This is a genomic window from Acidobacterium sp. S8, assembly GCF_009765985.1.
Taxonomy (GTDB): Bacteria; Acidobacteriota; Terriglobia; order Terriglobales; family Acidobacteriaceae; genus Alloacidobacterium.
In genome coordinates, this window is record NZ_LMUM01000037.1 from 685,695 (window position 1) to 710,539 (window position 24,845).

Below are 24,845 nucleotides of genomic sequence, written 5' to 3' on the forward strand. Positions count from 1 at the left end.
ACGATCATGCCTGGAGCACCCAGAAAGTCCGTCCAGAAAAAGGCTCAACCGCGCGCGCCCAAATCCACGTTGCCGCTTGAAGGTGCCGACCGTTTCACCATCATGCTTGAGGAGTCAGAGAAATTCTGCGAAGACGTCGGCCTGCACAAAGACTTAATCCGCGAGATCATCAAGACCGATAGCGATTGGGCCTTCATTCTCAAAATAGACGCGCTGCTTGAAAGCGCCGCGAAATACATCGTCAGAACAGGACTGCGGATCAAGCTCCTCAATAGGGTTATGCAGAATGAAACGCTCGATGAGTTCGTTGACTCGCTGCCGATCAATGGGAGAACCGGCATCCTGAAATTGCTGGATGCAGCATGTCTCCCTCCCGAGGAACTGGTTTTTGTCGAGACGATTCGGAAGGTACGGAACATCTATGCCCATGACATCAGATTCGCGGATGTGCGCCTGATAGACCTAGTGAAACAACGGAACGATAAGGCTCAACTGATCAAATACCTAAGCGGGATTGAGAACTACGTTGAAGCCGACCTTATCGCATGGTATGAACGCGACCCTCGCTTCTTGAGATTCTGCGTGATCGACTCAACAATGCGATTTCTGTTTTACAGCTACCACATGGCCGTCAAGTTCCCGACCAGGCGATAGCGGAGGCTTTCAACCTTTCTACAGCTAACCATCCATTTTGCCGTCAGACTACTTTACGCATTCGCCCAAAGACTTACGCCACATTGCGCTCAAAACGGCACTAGAACCCGCTAGTGAGTTCGAACCGCATCATCGCGTGGTAGTTGTAAAGCATCTCGGACATGGCTTCTAGGGCAGCCATATATTCCTTGTCTGGTTCACTACCTTTCTCGTTCATATACGCTCTGACGAATTCACCATCCGCATTTTCGATTACGAGCGCCATGATCTTCCTATCTTCATGGCTGTTCTCGGGAAATAGTTCTTCCGGAGTGGCAGCTTTGAAGGGGGACTTCGATCGATCTTCCTCGGCATCACTGATGGAAGGGTATCGGGAGTAAGTGCTGCGCGGATCGACAGAATCGATCACCTTTACCCATTCGTCCGCACCATCAACGATGGTCCAGTCGGCCTTGTATTTGGTCATGTCCTTCAATTCATTCAGCCGAGGATTAATAAGAGACTTCCAATGCTCATACAAAATCCCGATGCTATGAACCCGATGAATAGCCTTCCAATCTCCTCCGTCGATGATCATGGGTGATCCATCGTGAGGATGCGTGCCATAAGGCAGACGAAGCTTTCGATGGAGAATGATGATTTCCGATTTCAGGAACAATTCAACTGAATGCCGAAACAGGAAACTTTGGGGCAGGTGCGCGAAGAACGCCGGGTCAGGGTTGGCCGTTCGGAGGGTTTTTGCTGCCTCGCGGAACGATTCAGCAATCGCGCCAAACCCTGAATCGTAGTGTGTGTCCAGCGGCATCAAGATGTAGTTCACGGCGATCTGCCCCTTTCAGAACGGGATGTCATCATCAGTGATCGACGTGGGATTATCGTCCTCGATGCGCAAGTCCAGAAGAATACGCGCCGACTGATCGAGGAATTCATCCCGGTCCATGAAGATGATGTGGCGGCGCTGGCCGGCATCAAGGTTCTCCACAAGGAATGTCCGCGCACCCCGCGTAATCTCACCCGCTGAAATCAGAAACAGATGGTCGAGCAAAACCTTGCGATTGGCTTCCGGATCAAAGATAGGGTGGTCGATGGCCATGCGTGCCTGTGTGAGGACGGTGGCCAAATTATGGCTCCCACCTGTGCCGCTGGAATCGATTTTGTCCTTTTTGACCTGAGCGCAGAAGTAGAGCCAATGGCTCGTCGGCAGCTGGAACTTCATCCACAGGTCTTTACCGAATTCCAGAGCCTTTTCCTTATGGCCCGTTGGGCTGACGCGGCGGAAGCCGAGCCGTTGAAATAGAGGAACGAGGACTTTCTCGATGAAATCGTCCTCGCTAGCAGTGTCGAGGAACGTAGCAAGTTTCTGTCGTTGGGCGTGTTCCTCAGCCGACAAGGGTCGCGTCTGTTGGGAGAATGACTCGGTGCTAACGCCGGTTCCTGTGCTGCGCAAATAGCACCGACCGTTGTCATCGAGATAGGCGACAATCCCATAACGCCGTACAAGCTTATTGAAGCTTTCGAGTGCGAGGGTTATGTCGGCCAGATGTTGGGGTCCGGTACTGCTCTTATTGTTATAGGCGTCGAAATCTTCAGAATCGAAGAGTTCAGAGATGACGCGACAAAGATCATCTGAGGGAAGATCAGCAGATTGGGTTGCGCCAGTGTTTAGCTCTTTGAGGCGGTCGGCAGCCCAAATAGGCCTTGTTGTGCTGTCATGTTTGAAAGGGAGACCGCAACGGGCGAAAAACTGCGTGATGTAGTAGCTGCTGCGGTACGGGAAATGCGTGGCATCCCCGACTACCATCTTTGCGAGTTCTTCGAGCGTCCGTTCGGAGAGTTTCAATCGTGAGAGGCGGCCCGAAATATCGGTAATTGCCCCGCCGCCATTCTACGTTAGCGGGCTATGCGTTCTATCCGGGACGGGTGGATCGCCACAATCCTCGCACATAATTCCTTAGCGTACGATTTTTGACGTTTGGTGCAGCAACCCCTAATCGGCGCTCGATCTGCCAACTCAATCAATGTGATTTTTGCTGACTGGGAGATCCGCGCCCGGTCTATATCGGGTCAGGAAATCACGCCAAAATCTAACAACAACTTCAAGCAGATCCAAGGCGGGAACGTATCTTAGTTCCGCGGCTTCCTCGCCGAAATCGAGAAGCAGATACCCACTCCCGTAAGGTCCAACGCCATACGGCCCAGCGCCATATCCTTGTATCTTCTGGGTATCGAATCCTTGGTTTCGGATGAAATGTTTTGAGCCGTTGGCCAAAGCCTGGATGAAGGTAAACCAAGGACACGCTCTATCTACCCACGCTACGAAGGATTCCTTGTCGCGGATGTTCAGTGCTTTCCACGTTAGATAGTCCGAGCCGAGCCAGTCGCCCCATACCCACTCATGGAGGTGGTAAGCGGTAATAGCACAATGAATAGCACGTCGCGACGATTGCTGATCCTCGAAGAACTCATCGAAATCCTGTACTAGCATCGCGTAGAAATCGTGGGCGTTGGAAATATCAAACATGATTTATAGTCTCTTCTACTCAATGGTCCTGTGACGAACCAACTCTAGTCGCCCAGCTTTACGCTCATTCCACGCGCTTCTATTTCTGCCGTTGTGTTGAGGAGCTTCTCCGTCTTATAAGCAGCAGCCGAATGTTTAGCCATGAATCCCCGCATGTCCTTCGCAAGCGGAACGAGCAATATCGGGTATATAGGATTGACATTGATGCAGTATTTCGCACTAGACGACTCCCGCACGCCATCGCCGATGTATATCTGCATTTGCATACCGGGGACATAGAAAAAGTAGTTCATGAAGTCCTGATTGTCGCCGGGGAATGGGTCAATCATCGCGGGGTAGTGTATCGGCCCTGATTCCACCGCCACCGCTAGTGCAACATGGTTTGGCAGTAGAGCTTCGCCGCGCAGGAAGAGCCGTAACGCTTCGCTATCTTCACCGAGATCTATCCGGTGACAATCGCTGCCACTCCCGAATGAGTGAACTGAAGCCTTCCAGAAAATGCCAATGCCGAAGTGGACTAGCTTAGGCACATCGATCTCAGGATTGTCCGCCGCGGCATATACCGACATTGATTCCGTCACCTGTATCGGCTTCTTCTTTAACAAGCGCTGATAGAGTGGAAACTGTCCACCGAACCGGGAGAGCAGCGGCACAGTAATCCGTTCGCCATTTTTACTGAGATTACCTTCGCAGGCTTCGCAGAGCAGATACGCCTTCGTCTGTTTGACCGTAGGCCGCATCACCTTCGTATTGACGGCAACCTGTTCGAACTCATCCGTCCGACAAAGCGGATATATCTTCTTGGACAAGAGATGGCTCATACAGAGTTTTTTCTCTTCCCGACACATAGAGCATATTCCGACTGGCATCTAGCCTCTCTTTGCCTTTGAGTGTTGGCCGATTAATTGTACGATTTAGATAAGCCCTCGCCACTATATAAACGCTGATACCCAACACAGTCTGTCGCCCCGACCACAGCACGCGAGCTGCGCTTTGGAGTTCAACCATGAGCACTGGAAAGGATGCCGAAACGTCGATGCGTTCCGGGAGAATGTATTTAGGTACGTCGTACCGATACTGAACAAGCGGGACAGCGATCTACCGTACGGCAGCTACCGATCATGAACGGACCTGATGCAAATTGGAGACAGCAATACCGCGAGAACCGGTATCTCGAATTTGCGACTCGTGAAGACATTGAAAAGCGCCTTGCAGACGTCGCACGCAACGCATTTACCCTCGATCGCAATGGAAGATATGAAGTGGTGGCCGGTCCCGAAGTGTGGCACGAGATGGTCGCCCATATTATGGAAGAATCGACGCTTCGCAATATCCAGTTTCGCAATCCTACCCTTCCCCGGTATCGGCACGCGGTACAGGCAGCCGAGCTTTGGGACACCGTTGGACCGCGAGACAGGGGATACTTTCTCAAATTCGGCAAGGCAAAATACATGGCCGCACTGCATGAGAAAGGGCAGTTTCGGATCGCCACTCCCGACACGTACATTGATCCCGCTCTCAATCCAGAGATAGGAGACAATGAGCGTGAGTTCACTCAGGAATCGGTTTTATGCCGAGGGCGCGGGGAAAGCGCGCGAGTTCTTCTGGCGTCGAACCGTCAGGAACGGAGCAGCCCGGTGCGGCGATGTATTTGGGTCCGGCTTGTTCTCTGGCTTCCGTCCACTGCCTCCGCATCTCTGTTATCGTCAGTTTCTCGTACTCAATCTCGTCGACTCCGCCTGCGATTGGCTGCGAATACTGCTCGCGAACCTCAGAGATGGGAATTCCGCTTGTCTTAACCGAATACTGGATGACGGGCGCGCTGAAATCCTTGAACTGATCAAGGTACGGTCTTTCGAGATAGTGCAGATGCAGAATGGTCAGCTTTGTATCGGCAAGGGCATCGAAGATGCGTTTATCGTAGGGCCGGGTATACCGCTCATAATCCTCGACGGAGCCGAATTTCTTTTCTGCATTGAAGATGCTGACGAGCGCGCCAGACGCGCCGATGTCCTTGGCACGCCGGATATGGTTGATGGTCGACTCAGTGATAGCCTCTAACGCGCCGTGCCAAGCGTCGGGATTCTGCTGCTGGAATGCGTGCAGGCTTTTGATCTGTCGGTCCTGAACCTCTTCTGATTTTCCCAGGCTTGCAAACTGCGGCTGTGACTGAAACAGAATCATGGCGGTCATATAGGGGCCGTAAATCGTGTCGATGAAGTAAGCATCCCCATTCAGTCCATCGCGGACGAGCTTGAGTGTTTCCAACTGGTCAGGATATGGCGAGTCCAACGGCTTCAATTCATACCATTTGCCTGTCGTCGATTTGGGATAATCGAAATCATTCATGACCTTAACGATGTCGGTCTTGTAAGCGCGATGGAACTCAAGATGGTCCTGCGCCTCCGACTGCGCCGTCGGTCTCTTGTAGTGGTGGTAAAAGGTGAATGGCGGGCGATCGAGATCCTGTCCTCGCAGTGCTCTGTCAACCCGTTCCTTATGGCTTAGGGTGGATGAGCCTGCTTTGCTGCCAAACACAGGTTTCGCAAGGGCGAGGCCTGCAGTCGCGGCAGCGACAGAAAGAAAGTTGCGTCGATTCATGGTGTGGCCCTCTCGGAAACAAGCACACTGGTTGGGGATTTCATGTACGCGTAGCCGGAAACGGATTGTCCGGAAGAAGAATAGCGCTATATTTGCCTTGTTCGGCGAGGTGCACGTGCAGTAGGGCCGCTCCAACGCCGGCTGCCCCAATCGAATATCCGGTCTCGGCATTGACCTCCCATGGCTTAACGCGCGTCCAGGCTTGATACCAGCGATCGCCTTTGCCGTCGAGGTTCGTGGCGTGACTCGCGAGTTGCCCGGCTACGCGTTGCGCGAATGCCAGGTAATCCGACTGCCCCGAAGCCGCCCACAATCCGAGAAAGAGGTCGATGACCGCCGCGGAACCGCAGCACTGGCAAACGACATTCCAGTATCCCGGAGTTAAATTCTCTGGCATCCCACTTTGAATGACTCCCTGTGCCAGACGGTCGGTCCAGATTTGATATTCAGACTCACCCGTCACACGGTGCAACTCGAAGAATGTGCGCGCAGTTCCCGCCGGTCCATGGCAAAAACCCAGATAATACAAGTCGGGGAGATCGGGAAACCGGTATGGAATCAGGGCCGCATTTCCATGAACCGCCGCGATTGTCTGAAGATGTAGAGCGCCCTGCCGGGCTGCATCGAGATATCTTTCGTCTTTCGTCTCTCCATACAGGCGAGTCAGGACGTAGGCTACTCCGGCAGTTCCCCCCTCGAAGTTAGGAAAGTACACGTCTTTCGGCAGTCCGGGAAGCGCCGGAAAGCCTCGCCAGCTGAGACCGCCCCGCTGTTCTTTAATGGCCAACTCAAGAATGTGATCGCCAGCCTGTTTTGCGACGATGCGGTACTGTTCATTCTGAAACTCATGCGCGGCATAGAGCAGATAGAGGACAATGCTGCCGTCCGCCCCAACGCCTGGGGCACCAGACCATGCCACACCCGAGCCTGCAGGCCTTGCGGCCTGTACGATCGCGTCGGTCGCTGACTTCGCTGCTTCAACGTATTTGGCATTGCCGGTAGCTTTACCCGCCACGTTCAGTACAAAGGCGAGCCCGCTGAGTCCATTGTAGAGAGACAAGGTCAGACCTGGCAGCGAAAGCAAGCCTGCCGTAGGTTTGTCGATGAAATTGCGCCACGTTGCGACAAGATAGTCTGCACCCTGGGAGGCAATATCGAGATATTTCGTGTCTCCTGCAGCGTGGGCCAATTCGATGAAGAACAGAACTATTCCTGCGCTTCCGCTATAAATTGCGTTTGTGGCCGAGACTGTCGTCAGTTTTTCCGGATGATCGGGATCGGGAAGCCACCATACGCCGTGTTCGTCTTGCCTCTGTGCGCTTTGTATCCAATCTGCTGTACTCTTTGCGGAGCGCAGCAGGTCTGCGTTTGGGGCAAACGAGTGAGCAGCTTGCACCTCGGCGGCCGCCACAGGAAGATCCCACGCGGTTAGCGTGGGAATGATCGTGGCGCTCAGCGCCCCAGAACGAAGGAATGTACGGCGTGTAACTCTGAGGCTTTTATGTTCGCTCGGAATGGCGTGCATCGCGTTCTCCCGGAGATCCAGCCGCCTTTTCGTCGCAGAAAGAAACGGCGAACACGGATGAGTCTCAGCGTTGGGTCAATGGATATTTACGAAATTTGGGGACGCACTATGCGAAGAGGGGACAACACGAATGAACAGTAGCGCGGATATGAAAGGCTCTACGAGCAGATGCGTAGCGCGTCAGATTCATGTAGGAGTTGTTATCACGCATCGTTGGGATCTGTCAATATGGAGCGCCTAGCATTGTGGTCCAGTTTGAAGTTTTGCTCTCTTCATCGAGCCAATCACTTACGCCATCGGTACCTTCCGTATCTAGGTGACAACGCTGCCTGAGTCGGCATTCAACAGTTCAGCAGCGGCACGGCGATTACCATTATCTCCTCATCTCGCCCGACGGCAAAACGATCGCGGTCGCTTTCGAAGGCGCCTACGAGGGCTCCTATGCTAGTGATCCGACAATCAAAAAATTCGCCGTCGATCCTTGGCGTTTTGGATTCCTCATCACTTTAATCCGGGGATAAATTTTATCGCGGATTATGCTCAAAACTGGATTTCATAAGTAAGCGAGCCACCAGTCGCGTCGCCTATCTTTAAGCCTGCTGAACCAAGCACATGCTGGAAAAAGAAGAAGTATCACCGAAACGCAGACAAGATAGACGATTGGTAGCGGGTAACCCCAGCCATCAAAGTGCTTCATGAAGATAACATCCGGAGTAATCCAGAAGCGCCAGCTCGGGGATTTGTAGCCCTGGCTATGCCAAGTGCGAGCGCATGAATGATAAAGATGTGAGTCACGTAAATGAAAAATGGGACTCGTCCATATACATTCAAAAATGCACGGAACCGAGGTATGCTGCCATGTTCTACCAAGCGATCGAAAAGCGCAAACAGCAGAGATACAAATCCCAGTGTTGCCAGAAGATAGTGCAATGACGGCGGACACTTCTGAACGGAGAAAAATGACATCGCTGTGTGAGTAAATGTTCCCAGATGTTGCAGGCCCGGACTTGGATTGCCATAACCATGAGTGGCGCGCAAAACTGCGAACAGGGTAAGACTGGAAACAACGAGCAGCGTAGAGATTCGTTGACGCTGTTTTGGAGGCTGCGCTACAACAGTTCCAAAGCAATAGCCCAGCGCGATGACTCCTATCCGTGGAAGGAGGGGATAACCATATAGAGCAATGTTATGCGCGTGAAAAGTGAGTAACCCACGTTCATGAAGAAGGTGCCCTGCATCGGCCCAATTACCAAGCGCGTCGGCGTGGATGCGGTCAAGGAGATTATGCTCGAAGACAACGAGGATGCCGAAGATTCCGACAACGGGAAGCGGTAACCATTGCAGTCCTGCGAGCACGATCATGGACGCGCCGATGACCCAGATCACCTGCATGATTGGCATGCCCAATGCGAAAGACCACCCAAAGCTCACGACCGTTATTTCAAGAAAGATAAGCCATAATCCGCGCAATATAAGGGTTCGCGTAAGCCTCTGACGCGCTTTTTCGCAGGCGTTGTAGGTAAACGCCTGTTCCTGCGAGCAGAATGAAGCCGGGCGCACAGAGATGGGTGATCCAGCGAGTAACAAAAAGTGCGGGCCATGAATGTATCGGATCAGCGGGATCAATTTGGTTTCAATAGCTTCAGCCGGCTAGGATTGCACATTTTGGGGTGAAATTGGGCACGGTAGGGCGATTTTGTGCAGTAGATCGTGCAGTAGATTATGGATTGTGCAGTAATTTTTAACCGCCGCTGCTTTGCTCAACAGCAGTTCAACAATCTGGCCACTCAGGCATTATGAAATCGCGAGAGCGCGAACAGCCTCAGGTCCCAACTCGTTTTTCCATTCATAGCAAAGTCGGCCAGCACCTCTCCGATCACGGGCACAAACTTGAAGCCGTGGCCGGAGAATCCTGCCGCGATGGTCACACGCTCGGAGGCTGGGTGCCGATCTAGAATGAAATGCTCGTCCGGTGTCATTGTATACAGACATGTGCTGGCATGGAGCAGCCTGCCTGCCAGATCAGGCAATGTGCTCTCGAGGCGTTTGCGGATCAGCTGCTCATCGTTCGCGTCCACTTCGCGCCGTATGGTCTCCGCAGTACAGATTTCGGTGCTGCCGTGCAGTGCGACCTTCACGCCTTCTGACACCGGTCCGATAAGCGGAAACCCATAAACCATGGACTCTCCGGGTTGCGCTTCAAAAAGGTAGACTGGCAATTTCCCATCGTTAAACGCGGCCGCATTTGCGCGAGGCTCAAACCAGTAGAGCACCTGCCGTGTCACCCGAAGAGACAGCTTGAGCTCAGTGATGACCTCCGCGGCCCAAGGTCCTGCCGTTATGACGAGGTGGCCAGCGGAGTACGTTTCGACCTGCGTTCGAACGGTCACGAAATCGCCGTCGATCTGCCAACCGAGAACGCGTTCTTCCAAATGTATATCGGCGCCTGCCGCTCGCGCCAATCTAAGCTGGTGTTCGATCGCTGCCTCCGGCACCACATAGCCAGCGTTCTCCTCCAGCAGTGCCACGGTGTCTTCCTGAACAGTGAGCACAGGATATCGACGCTTCAAGTCCACCGAATCCATAAGGATGTGTGGAAGCCCGAACCGGCGAACACTTTCGAGGCTTCTGTTTACCAGCTCGCCGCTCTTGCTGCCGATCACCAGGCCACCGGTCACATGGAGCAGAGTTTCACCTGTCCTGCGACCAAGTTCCTGCCATTGGTCAAAAGCTCTCAGGAGCAGCGGAACATAGCGCGGGTCCTCCCAGTAGGCCTGCCGGTACATGCGCGAGAGTCCGTGCGAAGATCCAAGACTATGGGGAGGCGTGAACTGATCTACGCCCATCACGCGCACACCACGCTCTGCAAGCTGCATCGCTGCCGCACTTCCCATAGCTCCGAGACCAATGACGATCACATCTGCAGTCTTCATCTTCGTTCGCTATCAGCCATTGTGACATGCACAGGGAGTGCGGGCTTCGCCTCACGGATCGCCAGCCACGCAAGCACGCACCCGAAGGACATGAATGCGCCTGAACCAAGTGCTGCGAGCCAGCCAAAATGCTCGACCAGAACTGGGACCAGAAAGGTGGAGAGAATGCCTCCGGCGATTCCAGCAGTGTTCATCACGCCGGATAGGACGCCTACCTGTCCACCGGCTAGATGCGTGGCCGCGGACCAGAAGCCAGCCTCTGACGCCATAAGGAAGGCGATGCTGAGGGCAAGCGCTGCGACGGACACATACGCCGAGCCAGAATAGGCGGCCAGGAAGAGCGTCGCACCTGTCACACCATAGCCAGATACCAGTACCACGCGCGCGCCCTGCAGCCGTCCGCGACGCGACGCCACGAAGTCGCAGAGCGCCCCGCCGAAAGGAGTAAGTACCAGAGCTGTCAGCCAAGGCAACGCGGCCATCCACCCGCCGCGAATCATGCTGAAGTGCCTCTGCTCCACGAGGTAGATGTAGAGCCAGAAAACAAAGATGAAGAGCACATAGCCTTCGCTCGTGTAGCTCAGCGTTAGCAGGAGCACATTGCGGTCACGCAGCAGCTTCGGTAACGGTGCCGCCGGTGACGGTTCGGCGACTTTGTTGACTTCCTCAATATGGATGAGCGCCAGCTCACCGGCATTCACACTCGGATGCTCGTCAGGTAAATCACGAAACCAGCAGTACCAGACAATCGCTGCGATCAGCGCAGGAAGCGCCCCAACAACGAAGGACAGTTGCCACCCCATGCGACTGATGAGCCACGGAACCAGCGGCCCGGTGATGGCCGATGCAGTGCAGGTGCCCATGAACATAATCGAGCCGGCTCGCGCCCGCTCCGACGAAGGCATCCAGTTGCGAATCACCCTGTTACCCACAGGAAAAGTCGTTGCTTCCGACAATCCGAGGCCGAACCTCACTCCCCACAAGACGGCAAATGTAAGCCACAGGCTGCCGCGCCCACTCGTGAGCACGTATTCGCGGCGAGTAGCACCGATTTGGTCGAACGAAGGCATAGTTTTCCCCTCGCCTTTGTATCACGAGCGGTTTGTGGCCAATCCGTTCTGGTTAACAGTTGCCGTGAACACTTGTCGCGAGCTGGGACCGAAATCGATCAGCATGGGGCGGGAGCTCAAGTGTCCCATTACCCCACAGTCAACCGGAGTTCAGCCTGGTAGGCAGGATCGGTCACGGAAAACGGCGTAGCGTTTTCGAATCCGCAATGCTATCGACGCCAAAGAGAGTCCGCGTCCCGGTTCAGTGGAATGCCCTTCAGATTTCTCCTCCATGGATCCTGATTGAGGAGGAGAAAACATGGTAAAGACATTCTTTGAGCGTTCGGCACCATAGCTCGTCTACGGCGAGGCCCTTTGGCGGGGCACATCGATCTGTTTGCAGCCCGGTTGGCAACCGACGGCTATTCTCGGGTCCATACCCGGATTCAGCTTCGGTTGGTCGGGCATTTCAATCGTTGGCTTGATCAGAACTCTCTCACCGCAGAACAACTGGACAAGAACGCAATCGAGCGTTATCGGCGCCACCTAAAGCGCCGCAAGCGAGCTCGTTCTGAAGATGTATGCACACGACTGAGGAAAATATTGCAATCACGCAGAGCCAACCGAGGGCCTTCCACATTGTCTGTTCACCCGGAATTTTCTTCTCGGGTTGCGGATGATGGAGGCCAAATTTGGGCGGCTTCAGCATGGCATATCGTCTGCGCGAAATTTCAACACGGCAATACCTAATAGAGTGCATCCAAGCCGGACTGGCAGTGAAGATTTCGATTATCCAATCTGTGCGAAGCCGAAAACCCTGAGTGCCGAATGCTTACTCTGAAATCGGTAGATTCACGATGCATTTGGCTCCTACTTGTACTTTTTGATCAAATCGAATTTCTCCACCGATTCGATCAATCACAAGTTTCGCAACTGAGAGTCCGAGACCAGATCCGCTCTTTGTGGCCGTATCGTGACCTGGACTGGTAAAGAAGCGTTCGAACACTTGCTGATGTTCTCCTGGTGTGATGCCAGGTCCTTGATCCTGAAATGTAACCTGTAGTTGCGACGCAACAGCTTCTATCCGTGAATAGGAGATACTCAAGACCGATTCATTTGGAGAGAACTTGAGTGAATTGTGAAGGATGTTGACAATTGCTATGCGCAAAAGGCTGCGGTTCGCTCTTACGTATGCTCGCCCGACGGATTCACCTTCTTGGGTGACAGAAATTTTTCGCTCCTCGATGATAACTTCCAGTAACCCTAAGACTTCATTCACAAGCTCTGAGACGGCGAAGATAGTTTTGTTGCCGTCAGCACCGGCGGCCTCAGCTCTTGCAAGCAGAAGAAGACTCTCGATCGTTTCGTTCAAGCGTCCGGTTTCTTCGAGGATGCTTCCTAAAGCTTCTTGGTATTCTGTCGAGCCTTGCCCCTTTTCGAGGGCTACCTCGCCGATGGTCTGAAGAGCGGCGATCGGCGTGCGTAGCTCATGCGCGGCGTCTGCAGTAAATCTTTGTAATTGATTGAATGCTTGCTCCAACCGATCGAGGAGATGATTGAACACGCGCGCCATATAACCGAGCTCGTCAGCTGGGTTCTCGATCGCGAGCCGCAGATTGAGATTGCTCGCGGTGATGCCCTCAGCGCGTGTTGCCATTTGATGGAGCGGCCGCAATGCTCTTTTCGCGATCATCTGGCCAGCGACTGCAGCAAGCATCAGCGCCAGAAGAATAGCTATCAACAAGAGCACAAAGAACTGAAACATCCGGTCACGTAGAGGGACGAGACTATAACCGAGTCGAATCAGCATTGTTCGCCCCTGCATGGAGTGAATATGGCTAACCACAAAGGCATGCGATCCGTCCTGGAGTCTAACAATCCGAGCATCGAAGTCGGTGTCACCTTCTCCGTGCCGGTTCGGACCTCCGAGAGGCATACCTTTAAGGGTGGCACTCCGGTACAAAACGTTGCCCGACAAGTCGCGAACTTCCATCATGCGATCCAAGAGTAGGTGCGACTGTGGCCGAGAGAAATAGTCGTCTCGTAATCGTAATGTTCCTTGCGTGTCAAAGAAAAGTAGACCTTCTGCGGTAATTACGTCTTGCACCTCGTCATGAAACAGCTGACGACTAAGAACTGCGTACTGAAATGCGAATACCATCGCTGCGTAAATGAACAGCAATACCGCCAGTACGCTCACATACCAGAATGTGAGACGGCCACGGAGGTTCGTTGGCAAAGGAAACTTCAAGACTGCGGCTCCCTCAGGATGAAACCGAGACCGCGTACCGTTTGCAAAAGCTTTACTTCAAAGGGGTCGTCTACCTTCTTTCTGAGTCGGGCCATTTGTACATCAATGACATTATTGATAGGTGTGAAGCGAGAATTTTCATGCCAGACGTCTTTCGCCAGCATCTCGCGCGAGACCGTGCGGCCGCGGTTTTCCGCCAGATAGAGCAGCAGGTCGAACTCCCGCGCCGTTAAATCCAGCTGGCCGCTATTTCGGGACGCAGTCCTGCTTTTTGTATCGATTGACAGGTCCCCTATCGTAACGAACTGGCTTGGCAAGGACATAAGAAATCTTCGTAACAGGGCGTCGATGCGGGCTGTCAATTCTGTAAAAGAGAATGGTTTTCCAAGGTAATCGTCAGCTCCAGTTCTAAGTCCCTCGACTCTGTCCTCGACAGTGTTATGAGAAGTAAGAATCAGCACCCGCAAGTCAATGCCTTCTTTGCGGATCTGTCGCAGAACATCGAGCCCGTTCCTCTGTGGAAGAGTCAGATCGAGAAGCAGTAGATCTGGCCGAAGCGTGTGTACAAGAAAGAAGCCCTCTTCTGCTGAGTTCGCTGCGGAGACTTCGTACCCTGCAGCTTCCAGACCGGAAACCAGCGCCGCCGACATCTTTCTATCGTCCTCAATGATCAGGATTTTTGAAAGAGGCGACCCCATGACTCATAATTTCGCACCCGGAGCCGAATCGACAAGTAGTCAAACGCAGATGTAAGGAAAATGTAAGCCAATGTAAGGAAAGGAAATGCTCCACTGAGGTTAACCAGCCTTCCCCTGGTGTTTGGAGGAGCCTTACATTGAATCGAACCATTCTTATCGGTTTGCTCTTGTCTTCGAGTGTCGCGATTGCCCAGAGCGGAAAAAATACAGCCACTCCTGCTGAACTCGATGCACCGACAACTCTGCCAATCGTCTTCACAAAGACTATTGCCGCGGATCAAACGCACGCAGGGGATATGGTCACCGCGAAGACAAGCCAGGTTGTGCACTTGTCAAACGGCGCGCTTATTCCATCTGGGGCAAAAATCACTGGCCATGTCGTCGCAGCGAATGGTTTCGCATACGACAAAACGCCGTACGCTCACCAGAGAGCCTCGACACTCACGCTCAAGTTTGATTCAGTTCAGGTCGGGGAAAGTGTCCTTCCGCTGAACGCCATGGTCCGGGCGATGGCCGATCCCATAACAAGTGAGCAGGCACATATGAAGTTGGCCACGGATATCGATTCGCAGGGAACCACGACACAGATTGGCGGCGATCAGGTTACGCCGCGCGCATCGGAAGTTGTGAACAGCGATGGCGACGTTGTCGGTTACAACAAACATGGCGGAGTATACGCACACCTCATTGCGAGCGGCGCATGCGATAGCAGCGACGTCGAAGTATCGATGGGAATCTATTCGGCTTCCGCATGTGGCTTATATGGATTCAACCGCGTGTCCGCAGCGGAAATGGGTTCGCAGACTCAGCCATCAATCCTGACGCTGGTGTCGACCCATGTATCTCCAAAGGTATGGAAGGACAGCACAGCGCTTCTGGAGATACTACCGTCCCAGCAGAATGCTGCCTTGCGGTAGTCGGCCTGCCGAATCCACCACTGGAGACATATTTCATGTTGGAAAATGGACCGGCCGTCAAGGTTACGATCCATCTGAATCGAGATACCGGAGCAAAAGAGGGTTTTCTCGTTGACGATATCTTCGCGTTCCTGCGCAGGAGTGGTATCCAAGGCGCGACCATGCTCCAGGCGCACGCTGGATTTGGAGCGCATCGACAGCCTCACACAACCGGCGCTGGTGACGTAGCGGGTCTCCATCTTCCGGTTGTCATTTATTTCATCGAGCGGCAGCAGAAGATCGATGAAATCCGTGACGAATTGCTGTCGATGATCACTGACGGACTAGTTGAGGCTCATCCCACAACGATTCTGAAGAATGTCTCGTCCTACGCGAAGGTAATTTCCTGATGAAGGCCCTTTCTTTTTGTGTCTGCATGCTTTTTACATGCTGGCTTTTCCCGGAGCGCTTTATGGCACAGGTGGCGCCCGCACCGGCCTCGTTGCAAACGCTCACTCTGGCACAAGCGGAAGCGACTGCACTAACGAATCAGCCGCGCATGCTCGCAGCACAGCTACGGAGTCAGGCATCCCAAGAGAGAATTCGCGAAACAAAATCAAGCTTTTTCCCGACGATTCAATTCAACGCGACCGGAGTTCAGGTAGCGGATACGGGCACCTCCACGGCTGCAGGGAATATCACAACTTCATCCGTCTCGGATCGCTTTGCTTATGGTGGAAACCTGACGCAGCTCATTACGGACTTTGGCCGCACAAGCGCGTTAGTGGGAAGCGCTCGATCCACTGCCGAGGCACAAAATGATCTGGCAACGCTGACTCACGCACAGGTCCGGCTGAATGTGCGCGAGGCATACTATCAGGTGCTTGGAGCGGAGGCAGTACTGCGCGCGGCACTGGCTGCCCAAGCCAATCGGCAGCTCATTTCCCGGCAGATATCGGCTCTCGCGCAGAGCGAGCTCAAATCAACGCTCGACGTGAATTTTGCGAAAGTCCTGGAGAGCGAAGCAGAGCTTGCTGTAGTACGAGCGCAAAGTGCCGTAGCCAGGCAGAGGGCCCAGCTTGCCACTGCGATGGGGTTGCAGCAACCTGTAACAGCTGCGCTGAGTGACGTGGCTCTCCCTCAAAATGAATCTTTGTCTTTGACCCCTGACGATCTTCTCAAAGAAGCGCAATCTCAGCGTGCCGATCTGAATGCGGCACAAGCACAGCAGCATGCGGCGAGTGAATTCGCGCTGTCAGAGAAGCGTCTTAGCTACCCCACACTGAATGTACTTGCATCAGCGGGTCAGATTCCGTATCACGACCACACCTTGCATGATGACTACGCTGCTGCGGGTTTCAATCTCAGCATTCCTGTTTTCAACGGGGGTCGCTTTGCTGCACGTCGAAACGAAGCGGAGCAGGAAGCGGGCGCTCGGGCACACGACGTACAGCAGTTGAAGCTCGAAGTGGGTGAGCAGGTGCGTGATTCGTGGTATAGCGCCGATGAAGCCTACAAAAGCATCGATGTGACCAGCCGTCTCCTGGCTGAAAGCAAGGAGGCTCTCCGCCTGGCTCAGGATCGTTACGAAGCCGGGCTGGGAAGCATCGTCGAGCTGAATGAGGCGCAGTTGAATGAGACCTCAGCCGAAATCACGGCCGCGGACGCGACCTATACCTATCTGACGCGCAGCGCACAACTCGACTTCGCAACAGGACTCTTGAACTGAAAGGCATCTACAGATGGCAAGCATGAGACAAGCTACCACGCAGGTCCTGATAGCTGCGGCAGTAACCGGTCTTCTCACTTCGTGCAGATCGAATACCCAACAGGCAGACGTTGTCCCCACCGTTCCCGTGGCAACTGTCGGGCTTGCAAGTCTCGAAAACGACCTTGTGCTGACGGCAGAATTCCGTCCCTATCAGGAAGTGGATGTGATGGCCAAGATCGCCGGTTATGTAAAGAAAATAGGTGTCGATATTGGCGACCACGTGCAGCGCGATGCCATCCTGGCAACGCTGGAGGTTCCAGAGATTCAGGATGACGTAGCCAAAGCAAAGGCTGGAGTCTCTGGAGCCGAGGCAAACATTGTTACGGCGCAGGCAGCGATCGAACGCGCACATGCAGGTGCGAACATCGCTTCGCTCTCATTCAAGCGCATCCAGGATGTCGCTACGCGTGACCGTGGCCTTGTGCCAAAGCAGGAGATCGACGTCGCCCAATCGCATGATCTCGAGGCAGCGGCTCAGCTTGCAAGTGCAACCTCTGCCTTGCGATCCGCTCAGGAAAGTAAGATCGAGGCGGAATCGGAATACTCCCGCGCGATTGCCATGATGCAATACGCGACAATTCGTGCTCCGTTTACCGGCGTGATCACTAAACGTTATGCCAACACAGGCTCGATGATCCAGGCGGGTATCTCGTCGCAGACGCAGGCCATGCCCGTGGTTCGACTTGCCCAGAATGATCTTCTGCGACTGATTCTTCCTGTTCCTGTGAGCGAGGTCGCCAGCATTAGGGATGGGCAATCTGTGGATGTAAATGTCGTCAGCATCGGCCGCACGCTCCGCGGCACGGTTACACGCTACGCCGACTCCGTACAGATGGCCACACGCACGATGGATACAGAAGTTGACGTACCCAATCCCGATGGCTCGCTTGTGCCGGGTATGTATGCAGAAGTGCATTTGCACTTAGCAGCGAGACCGAACGTTCTGAGTGTTCCGATTGATGCAGTAGATGGACTCGGCACGAGCGTGCAACAGGTTTATATCGTCCGCGACGGCATGGTTCAACTCACGAATGTGAAAACAGGTTTACAAACGTCAACACGGGTCGAGATTCTTGACGGCCTCAAAAGTGGAGACAAAGTCATTGTCGGGCGACACACTGGATTGTCCGATGGCGAGAAGGTTGAGGCGGTGCCGGCGATGTACGAATCGAGCGCCAGCCACAGCTAGAACGCGTTAAGAGAGGACAAACGAGCAGCATGTCGGGATTCTCCATCCGCAATCCATATCTAATTGTTGTATTGTGCCTGGTCATCATGATTCTGGGTGTAGTCAGTGTCTCTGACATGCCGGTGGACATGTTTCCGCCGATTAACCTGCCAGTGGTTGCAGTGGCTACCTTCTACTCTGGCATGCCGCCTCAGCAGATCGAAACCAATATCACTTATCACCTTGAGCGACAGTTCACTCTGGCTGCTGGAATTGACCACATGGAATCTCGGTCGCTGCCAGGCGTCAGTCTCATCAAAGTATATTTTCGTTCTGGCACTGATCCAGACGCAGATGCTTCGACGATTTCTTCGCTCGCGATGAGCGATCTGCGCGATATGCCTCCCGGCACGTATCCCCCGATCGTCTTGAAGCAGGACGCCTCCAGTATTCCTGTTGCTTTGGTACCCTTGAGCGGCTCCGGGTTGAACGAGAGCAAACTGAAAGATATTGGGCAAAATTTTGTGCGCAATCAGCTTGCAAGCGTTCCCGGCGCTTCGGTCCCTCAGCCCTTCGGCGGCCGCTGGCGTCAGATCATGCTCTACGCCGATCCCTACAAGCTGGAGGCTAATCAACTCAGCCCAATGGATGTCGTGCGTTCGGTGAATGATGCCAATGTCATTCTTCCCGCCGGCGATGTACAGATCGGGCGTTATGACTACGACATCTACACAAACTCCATGTTGAAGGGAGCTTCGGATATCGCACAGGTCCCGCTCAAAATGGTGGGTCAGTCGCCGGTTCGGGTCGGAGATGTAGCCACTCCGCAGGATTCGTTTGGCCTGCAATACAACATCGTGCGCGTGAACGGCCAGCGTGCCGTGTACCTGCCTATCTTTAAAGCGGGCAGTGACTCAAATACGATTGCCATCGTAAACGGCGTTCAGGCGACATTGAAAAAGCTCTTCGATGTACCGGCAACTCTTAAGAGCAAAGTGGTTTTTGACCAATCGCGGTTTGTAAAAACCGCTATCGAGACATTACTCCACGAGGGTGGAGTGGGCCTGTTTCTTACCTGCCTGATGATTCTCATCTTTCTCGGCAGCGTGCGCGCAACTGTAGCCGTTTTCTTTTCGATTCCGCTGTCTCTGTTTGCCACTTTCTTTGTGTTGAAACTTACGGGGAGTTCGGTGAACAGCATGGTGCTGGGCGGTCTGGCTCTGGCACTTTCGCGCCTCATCGATAACTCGGTTGTCGTGCTCGAAAATATCTTCCGTCATCTCGAAGGCGGGGAGTCCGCGGTTGTGGCTGCGGAAAAGGGTGGCAAAGAAGTGGCGCTTCCTGTTCTCGCAGGAACGCTGACCACAGTAGTCGTTTTCTTCCCTGTAACAATGCTCTACGGCGTTAGCAGGTTTCTCTTCTCGGCTTTGGCACTCGCCGTTGTAATTTCACTGTTCGCGTCCTATTTTGTGGCACTCACGGTTGTGCCCCTCTTCTGTGCAAGATTTATCAAAAACGCACACGGAGATGTCATTCAAGAATCAGCAGAAGAAGAGCACTCCATCGCCCCATCGTCGACCGCGCATACATCAAGCTTATGGGCTCGATTCAATGCAAGATTCACCGCGGGCTTCGAATCTATGCTCCATCGCTACGATGTCCTGGTAGCGAAAGTCCTTGATGCTCCACGAGCAACGCTTGCGATCTTTGCCATCTTTTTCTGTGCGAGTCTGCTGCTTTTTCCCCTGTTAGGACTGTCATTTTTTCCGCGCACCGATGCTGGTCAGTTTGTCATCAACTTCAAGGCGCCCTCCGGCACAAAACTCGACGCAACCGAAGACGAAGCTGCAAGACTGGAAGGCATCGTGCGCCAGATCGTCTCGAAACACGATATGGGCATGACAGTCACGAACATCGGAGTTGATCCCGGCTTCTCCGCGCTGTTCTCATCGAATTCTGCCATGCATACCGGCTTCACTCAGGTGGCACTCACACCAGACCACAAAGTCAGCAGCTTTAGGTACATTGATGAAGTCAAGCGGACTGTAGCTCGCGAGATGCCGGAGCTGCAAACATTTTATTCATCGGGCAGTCTCGTGGATGGCGTTCTCAATATGGGAGCACCCGCACCGATCGATGTTCGCGTCACCGGAAATGACGTCAAGGCCGATTACAGTGTTGCACAGCAGATTGCTACCCGTATTCGCGCAGTTAGCGGTGTAGCGGACGTCTACATTCCGCAGGATATTGACTATCCATCCCTGCGCATCGCTATCGACCGCACGCGTGCCAGCGAACTTGGACTGACCGAAAAGGAGGTGGTATCAAACCTCATTACAGCGCTTACCTCCAACCAGATGATTGCTCCAAGCATCTGGATCGATCCGAACAGCGGCAACAATTACTTTCTAACTGTGATGTACAGGGAAGGTCAGGTGAAGTCACTCGACGACCTCCGCGCAATCCCCTTGCATGGCAAAAATGTGACGCAGCCGACCCGACTCGATATGGTGGCCCATATCGAACGATTCAATGCACCAACCGAGATGGACCACACTCAGATTCGACGCGTCATGGATATTTATGTTCGTCCGCAAACAGAAGATCTCGGACGGATCGATAAAAAGATTCAGGCTATCGTCGACTCTGCACAGCCTCCATACGGAATCGATGTGACTCTCACCGGAAGCGTCTCATCGATGAACGCCTCTTTCCACAGCTTTGCCATCGGCCTCACGTTATCCGTACTCCTGCTGTATCTGATCCTGGTTGCTCAGTTCAGATCGTTCATCGATCCGTTCATCATTCTGCTTGCTTTACCCCCCGGAATTACTGGCGTCATCGCGGCTCTGCTCCTCTGGGGTACAACGCTCAATGTGATGTCGCTAATGGGAGTCGTCATGCTGGCCGGAATCTCATTGTCGAACAGCATTCTCATTGTGGAGTTTGCTCATCATCTGCTGAAGGAAGGCATGTCGGTTAAGGAAGCAATCATCACTTCCTGCCGCGTACGTTTGCGACCGATCCTGATGACATCCCTGGCGACGGTAATCGGCTTGCTTCCGATGGCGTTAAAGCTCGGCGAAGGAAGCGAGTCCTATGCGCCATTGGCCCAGGCCCTCATCGGCGGTCTCACTCTCTCGGTCTTGTTGACGATCTTCCTGGTCCCGGCCGGTTTCTACCTGGCTTATCGAAACAGGCCCGCCGAGTAGTTACCGACTGACCAAAGGAGAGGAGCGATGCACTCATTGACGGACGCACTTCATACTGGGCTGCCGCGTTCCCTCCCGTTATTACCGTGATCAAGCTATCAATAGCGCTCGCGATTGGCTTAATAATCGGTTTCGAAAGACAGTGGTCGAACAAAGACTTCGGGGTACGCACCTTTAGTTTCGCTGCTTTACTCGGCGCACTCCGGCGCTCATCTCAGCACCGATGGTGCTTGTCGGTCTGGGAGGCATCATCGCGTTAGCGGTGGTGCTCAGCGTTCGCGACATTTTGGCCTCGCGCTCTGTCGAGGGCACTACATCGCTGGCTCTCATTGTCACATTCGTTCTCGGTGCGCTTAGCGGAAGCGGACATGTCTTCACTGCGACGGCATCCGGAATTGCCGTGACCTGGCTTTTATCTCTAAAGGCCCGTTCCGCGCATTCGCCGGAGGAGTGAACCCGCAGGAAATTCGGAGCGCGCTTGTTCTCGGCCTCTTCGGTTTCGTAATCTGGCCACTTCTTCCCAATGGACATCTTGATCCCTGGGGGCCTGTTCAATCCCCACGAAGCCTGCGGCAGTAAAAATGGCACCGACCACCACTCGTTCCGCCGATGGAGCAAAGACAAGCGACGATGCCAAACAAATGTGGGAAATACCGTCCCTCGAATCTGAGATGGAGGAGTTGCGACAGAAAATTGAATCGCAACAATCGCAGATCAACTTACAACAGTCGTAAATCAACACACTCAAGCAGCAGTTGTCGGATGCGGTGTTGAATTATAGCAACACCAGACTCTCTCAGGCAGCAATCAGCAGCAAAACACCGACGCTGTCGCCACCTCGAAGGCGCTGTATCTGAGATTCGTACTCGAGCACCGCTTCTGGTGCAAAAGGCACAAACATCGCAAGGATCTCAAACGACTGACGAAGCTCCCGAGGCGATTCGCTACAAGGGAGAGTATCGTGCCAGGGGGCTTTCTGGCAGGCGAGAGCATTATCGGCTTATCAGCCTTCTTCACGCAGGGATTGGATGGTATAAGCGAGATTTCTTCTAAAAGCTTAATCGGTCCAGCTTGGTGACCCGTCCCGTCTTATTCCAGTCGGAGATGTAGATGCTGCCTGCTGAGTTCACATGGCAACCGTGGGATGCGCTGAATGATGCGAAAGAAATGTTCTGAGGCGGCAGATCATACTTTGCCCATTGAGTCTGGTCAGGATTGTCACCGAGGAAGGCGACTGGAACATTGTCTTTGTCGAGAATGACAACTCGGCCTTCGAGTTCTGAGATGACAACGTAATCCCCGTGGAAACCTACCTGACAGGGGCGGCGCAGGTGCGAGGTTGTTGTGCGAACGAAGTTGCCATCGAAGTCCATGTGCACCATACGGCGATTTTCGCGGTCGCAGACGTACATTAGCGGCTGGTCGTAGCGCGTGTCGATCGCAATTCCGTGATTGCATTGGAACTTTCCGTCCTCGGTGCCTTTACCTGCGTAGGCTTTTTTGAAGTCGCCTTTTCCATCGAAGCGGAACAGGCGCGAATCACCATAGCCATTCGCGATCCAGATATCACCATCGGGTGCTGAAAGAGCCGACGTGATGCGCCAGGCATTTGGCTGGTTGAATCCTGCTTCCGCCGGGGCCTTGATTTTCAGAACAGGAGTGCCATCAGTCTTCATTTTTACAAAGAGCCAGTTTTCGTCAGGCGTACCTTTCTGTACGGTTGCGTAGATGTATTCTGTGCCGCCTTCTTCGGTAAGCCACATCGAATGCACCTCAGGAAACTGATGTGCTACCGTCTTTAGAAATAGTCCCTGACGGTTGTAGACAATGATGCCGGTGGTGCTTTGAGTGCTTACATAGACGTTGCCGCCCTTGTCCGTTACTATGGCGCCATGTGTGCCTCCGAACTGCTCGCCGGCCGGAAGATGGCCGAATGCGTCGTCCTTCTTGTAGCGCCACTGCCCATTTCCGGTCACGAACGTCTTCTCATCTGTCGCGTGTGACTGTTCTGCATGCAACATTTCATCCGAAGCGAGCGAAGCAATGGCCACCGTCCCGCCGCAGGAGGTAAGAAATCTGCGACGTGTCACGGATTCAGATGGTTTCGACATGAGTTGCTCCCTATTAGAAGATGAGTTTCTGTTTCAGTGTCGGAGTATTCGCTGACGCCGGCGTGATCCTTGTGTTTGCAACATAAAGATGTTCCATCTTCGGCATGGAGGCGATCGTCCCAAGCATTGCAGATGTAACCTGCGTTCCCAGTAGATTGATGGATTGCAAGTACGCGAGGTCATGCAATCGCTTGACTCCATCGTCTGTGACGCGAGTGTGTGAAAGCCGAAGAAGGCGAAGATTTTTCATGCTGGCAATGAGATCACTGGAGTGATCGCTGATGGAGGTGCCAGAGAAGTCGGCAGTCCTGATCTGTTCAAGAACTGGTTTGAAAGATGCGAGGTCGCGATCCCCAAACTTTTCACCGGCAAGTGAGGCATTCAAGCTGAGCATTGCGGAGGTTCGAGACTCATATTGCAGGAGATCCGGATAGCGCTTCTGAAGGGCAGCTACATCTGCAGCGTGCGTGGAGCGGGACTTATCCGCAATGGAAGGATCGTACTCCGGTAGTTCAATTTCTTTGAGCGCGGCTGCAACGTTGGTGGGTGCGCCCTGAACTGCATTCAGTGGAGAAGTCTCACTCGCTCCAGCTTCGATCCATGCTTCGATTGTTTTGATCTCGTCTGGGGTGAGTCGCTGTTTGTCCGAAGGCGGCATGGCGTTGTCGTCTGTCTGCGGGAGATTGATGCGATGAAATAGCTCGCTGCCGGCTATATTGCCGGCTTTAATGACGGCGCCGTGCTTGCCACCCCGCAGGATTGCTTTGTAGCTATCCAGACGTAACTTTCCTCGCTGCTTGTTGCGGCCATGGCAGGAATAGCAGTTCTTCGCAAAGATTGGTTCAACGTGTGCGCCATAGAATGTGTTGCGAGCGACAACTGCAACGGTGGTTGTTGCGCCCGTGGCATTACTGTCGTCGGTACTTATGCCGAGTAAGGTTTGCAGAGCAGCGGGCATTCCATCTGTCAGGTGATTCTCGCCTTGCGTAAGTTGACCGCCGCGATAACCTGTCCAGGAAACTAATGCCACCGTGGTTGCGAGCGCCGCCCAGTAGACGATATTGCCGCGTCGCGATGCTGCATGATCACGAAGTATCCAACACAACCAACATGCCAACGCAGTGAGCAGCCCTCCCCACATGTGTTGTGTGACGATGCGTCCGGAGTATCCCCCATTGCGGGCAAGCGCCCATCCGAGCGAAGCTGCAAACAGGCTTGCCAGGAGGCCGAGCATCAGCATGAACTCGACCGAAGCTCTTAGATGGGGAAAGCGTTTATGCCTTCCAACCAGCTCCAGTAGTGGAACCAGATACAGAAGCGCAATAGGGAAATGAATTGTCAGCAGATGAAATTTTCCCGCGAATAGCAGCCACGGGGAACGCTCCTGACCGTCAGGAGGAGAAGCCAGAAAAAGAAAGGCGAGTGCCAGTATGGGCACAAGTATGATCAGTCTAT

At 53.6% G+C, this 24,845-nt stretch carries 21 protein-coding genes; 8 read left to right on the plus strand and 13 right to left on the minus strand.

The features are described 5' to 3' along the window. Positions 1-6 precede the first annotated feature (6 nt). Positions 7-654: a hypothetical protein gene (locus tag GSQ86_RS21635; protein ID WP_158752229.1), complete on the plus strand. Its 648-nt coding sequence runs from the start codon at positions 7-9 to the stop codon at positions 652-654. A 100-nt stretch (positions 655-754) separates the two neighbouring features. On the opposite strand, the gene GSQ86_RS21640 is transcribed toward GSQ86_RS21635, so the two are convergent. The 11 genes from GSQ86_RS21640 to GSQ86_RS21690 form a co-directional block, all read right to left on the minus strand. Continuing rightward, a complete protein-coding gene (locus GSQ86_RS21640; RefSeq protein WP_158752230.1) occupies positions 755-1,474 on the minus strand; it encodes a hypothetical protein in 720 nt (239 codons plus the stop codon). A gap of 15 nt (positions 1,475-1,489) precedes the next feature. After that, complete coding sequence (locus GSQ86_RS21645; RefSeq protein WP_158752231.1) at positions 1,490-2,494, minus strand: hypothetical protein; 1,005 nt, start codon at positions 2,492-2,494, stop codon at positions 1,490-1,492. A 171-nt stretch (positions 2,495-2,665) separates the two neighbouring features. Next, positions 2,666-3,175: a hypothetical protein gene (locus GSQ86_RS21650; RefSeq protein ID WP_158752232.1), complete on the minus strand. Its 510-nt coding sequence runs from the start codon at positions 3,173-3,175 to the stop codon at positions 2,666-2,668. A gap of 44 nt (positions 3,176-3,219) precedes the next feature. Continuing rightward, positions 3,220-3,996: a hypothetical protein gene (locus tag GSQ86_RS21655; protein ID WP_158752233.1), complete on the minus strand. Its 777-nt coding sequence runs from the start codon at positions 3,994-3,996 to the stop codon at positions 3,220-3,222. Between the two features lie 730 nt (positions 3,997-4,726). Further along, positions 4,727-5,776 (minus strand): uroporphyrinogen decarboxylase family protein, encoded by a 1,050-nt coding sequence (locus tag GSQ86_RS21660; protein ID WP_158752234.1) that lies wholly within the window; start codon positions 5,774-5,776, stop codon positions 4,727-4,729. 40 nt (positions 5,777-5,816) lie between these two features. Continuing rightward, the gene (locus GSQ86_RS21665; RefSeq protein ID WP_158752235.1) at positions 5,817-7,301 is read right to left on the minus strand and encodes a lanthionine synthetase LanC family protein; all 1,485 of its coding nucleotides are present in this window, start codon (positions 7,299-7,301) and stop codon (positions 5,817-5,819) included. Between the two features lie 693 nt (positions 7,302-7,994). Then, a complete protein-coding gene (locus GSQ86_RS21670) occupies positions 7,995-8,861 on the minus strand; it encodes a DUF1624 domain-containing protein (protein ID WP_158752236.1) in 867 nt (288 codons plus the stop codon). A gap of 227 nt (positions 8,862-9,088) precedes the next feature. Next, positions 9,089-10,234 carry an N-methyl-L-tryptophan oxidase gene (gene solA, locus GSQ86_RS21675; RefSeq protein ID WP_158752237.1) on the minus strand — a complete coding sequence of 382 codons (1,146 nt, stop codon included), beginning with the start codon at positions 10,232-10,234 and terminating at the stop codon, positions 9,089-9,091. Further along, complete coding sequence (locus GSQ86_RS21680) at positions 10,231-11,304, minus strand: MFS transporter (protein WP_158752238.1); 1,074 nt, start codon at positions 11,302-11,304, stop codon at positions 10,231-10,233. The genes solA and GSQ86_RS21680 overlap by 4 nt, the downstream gene beginning before the upstream one ends. Before the next feature lie 811 nt (positions 11,305-12,115). Next, entirely contained in the window at positions 12,116-13,534 is a 1,419-nt protein-coding gene (locus tag GSQ86_RS21685; protein ID WP_254062541.1) for an ATP-binding protein, read from the minus strand. Further along, the gene (locus GSQ86_RS21690) at positions 13,531-14,232 is read right to left on the minus strand and encodes a response regulator transcription factor (RefSeq protein ID WP_158752239.1); all 702 of its coding nucleotides are present in this window, start codon (positions 14,230-14,232) and stop codon (positions 13,531-13,533) included. Before GSQ86_RS21690 ends, GSQ86_RS21685 begins: the two co-directional genes overlap by 4 nt. 137 nt (positions 14,233-14,369) lie before the next feature. On the opposite strand from GSQ86_RS21690, the gene GSQ86_RS21695 reads away from it, so the two are divergent. The 7 genes from GSQ86_RS21695 (at position 14,370) to GSQ86_RS21725 (ending at position 21,733) form a co-directional block, all read left to right on the plus strand. Continuing rightward, the gene (locus GSQ86_RS21695; RefSeq protein WP_158752240.1) at positions 14,370-15,149 is read left to right on the plus strand and encodes a hypothetical protein; all 780 of its coding nucleotides are present in this window, start codon (positions 14,370-14,372) and stop codon (positions 15,147-15,149) included. A 35-nt stretch (positions 15,150-15,184) separates the two neighbouring features. Beyond that, complete coding sequence (locus tag GSQ86_RS21700) at positions 15,185-15,538, plus strand: DUF190 domain-containing protein (RefSeq protein WP_158752241.1); 354 nt, start codon at positions 15,185-15,187, stop codon at positions 15,536-15,538. A 62-nt stretch (positions 15,539-15,600) separates the two neighbouring features. Then, on the plus strand, positions 15,601-16,857 hold the full coding sequence (locus tag GSQ86_RS21705; protein ID WP_254062543.1) for a TolC family protein: 1,257 nt from the start codon (positions 15,601-15,603) through the stop codon (positions 16,855-16,857). Positions 16,858-16,879: 22 nt separating this feature from the next. Beyond that, positions 16,880-18,088: an efflux RND transporter periplasmic adaptor subunit gene (locus GSQ86_RS21710; RefSeq protein ID WP_158752242.1), complete on the plus strand. Its 1,209-nt coding sequence runs from the start codon at positions 16,880-16,882 to the stop codon at positions 18,086-18,088. Between the two features lie 29 nt (positions 18,089-18,117). Next, entirely contained in the window at positions 18,118-21,279 is a 3,162-nt protein-coding gene (locus GSQ86_RS21715; protein WP_158752243.1) for an efflux RND transporter permease subunit, read from the plus strand. A gap of 86 nt (positions 21,280-21,365) precedes the next feature. Next, positions 21,366-21,539, plus strand: coding sequence for an MgtC/SapB family protein (locus GSQ86_RS24045; RefSeq protein WP_158752244.1), 174 nt, complete (start codon positions 21,366-21,368; stop codon positions 21,537-21,539). Beyond that, a complete protein-coding gene (locus tag GSQ86_RS21725; RefSeq protein ID WP_158752245.1) occupies positions 21,503-21,733 on the plus strand; it encodes a hypothetical protein in 231 nt (76 codons plus the stop codon). Before GSQ86_RS24045 ends, GSQ86_RS21725 begins: the two co-directional genes overlap by 37 nt. Positions 21,734-22,328: 595 nt before the next feature. Here the strand turns inward: GSQ86_RS21725 and GSQ86_RS21730 are convergent. Together GSQ86_RS21730 and GSQ86_RS21735 are read right to left on the minus strand one after the other, a co-directional pair. After that, positions 22,329-23,390, minus strand: a complete 1,062-nt coding sequence (locus GSQ86_RS21730; RefSeq protein WP_158752246.1) for a hypothetical protein — start codon at positions 23,388-23,390, stop codon at positions 22,329-22,331. Positions 23,391-23,403: 13 nt separating this feature from the next. Continuing rightward, a complete protein-coding gene (locus GSQ86_RS21735) occupies positions 23,404-24,828 on the minus strand; it encodes a c-type cytochrome domain-containing protein (RefSeq protein ID WP_158752247.1) in 1,425 nt (474 codons plus the stop codon). Positions 24,829-24,845: the final 17 nt, after the last annotated feature.

Coding starts and splice junctions, on each gene's coding strand:
- GSQ86_RS21635 (WP_158752229.1), top strand. CDS start 7: ATGCCTGGAGCACCCAGAAAGTCCGTCCAGAAAAAGGCTCAACCGCGC.
- GSQ86_RS21650 (WP_158752232.1), bottom strand. CDS start 3,175: ATGTTTGATATTTCCAACGCCCACGATTTCTACGCGATGCTAGTACAG.
- GSQ86_RS21655 (WP_158752233.1), bottom strand. CDS start 3,996: ATGAGCCATCTCTTGTCCAAGAAGATATATCCGCTTTGTCGGACGGAT.
- GSQ86_RS21660 (WP_158752234.1), bottom strand. CDS start 5,776: ATGAATCGACGCAACTTTCTTTCTGTCGCTGCCGCGACTGCAGGCCTC.
- GSQ86_RS21665 (WP_158752235.1), bottom strand. CDS start 7,301: ATGCACGCCATTCCGAGCGAACATAAAAGCCTCAGAGTTACACGCCGT.
- solA (WP_158752237.1), bottom strand. CDS start 10,234: ATGAAGACTGCAGATGTGATCGTCATTGGTCTCGGAGCTATGGGAAGT.
- GSQ86_RS21680 (WP_158752238.1), bottom strand. CDS start 11,304: ATGCCTTCGTTCGACCAAATCGGTGCTACTCGCCGCGAATACGTGCTC.
- GSQ86_RS21690 (WP_158752239.1), bottom strand. CDS start 14,232: ATGGGGTCGCCTCTTTCAAAAATCCTGATCATTGAGGACGATAGAAAG.
- GSQ86_RS21700 (WP_158752241.1), top strand. CDS start 15,185: ATGTTGGAAAATGGACCGGCCGTCAAGGTTACGATCCATCTGAATCGA.
- GSQ86_RS21705 (WP_254062543.1), top strand. CDS start 15,601: ATGGCACAGGTGGCGCCCGCACCGGCCTCGTTGCAAACGCTCACTCTG.
- GSQ86_RS21710 (WP_158752242.1), top strand. CDS start 16,880: ATGAGACAAGCTACCACGCAGGTCCTGATAGCTGCGGCAGTAACCGGT.
- GSQ86_RS21715 (WP_158752243.1), top strand. CDS start 18,118: ATGTCGGGATTCTCCATCCGCAATCCATATCTAATTGTTGTATTGTGC.
- GSQ86_RS21725 (WP_158752245.1), top strand. CDS start 21,503: ATGGTGCTTGTCGGTCTGGGAGGCATCATCGCGTTAGCGGTGGTGCTC.
- GSQ86_RS21730 (WP_158752246.1), bottom strand. CDS start 23,390: ATGTCGAAACCATCTGAATCCGTGACACGTCGCAGATTTCTTACCTCC.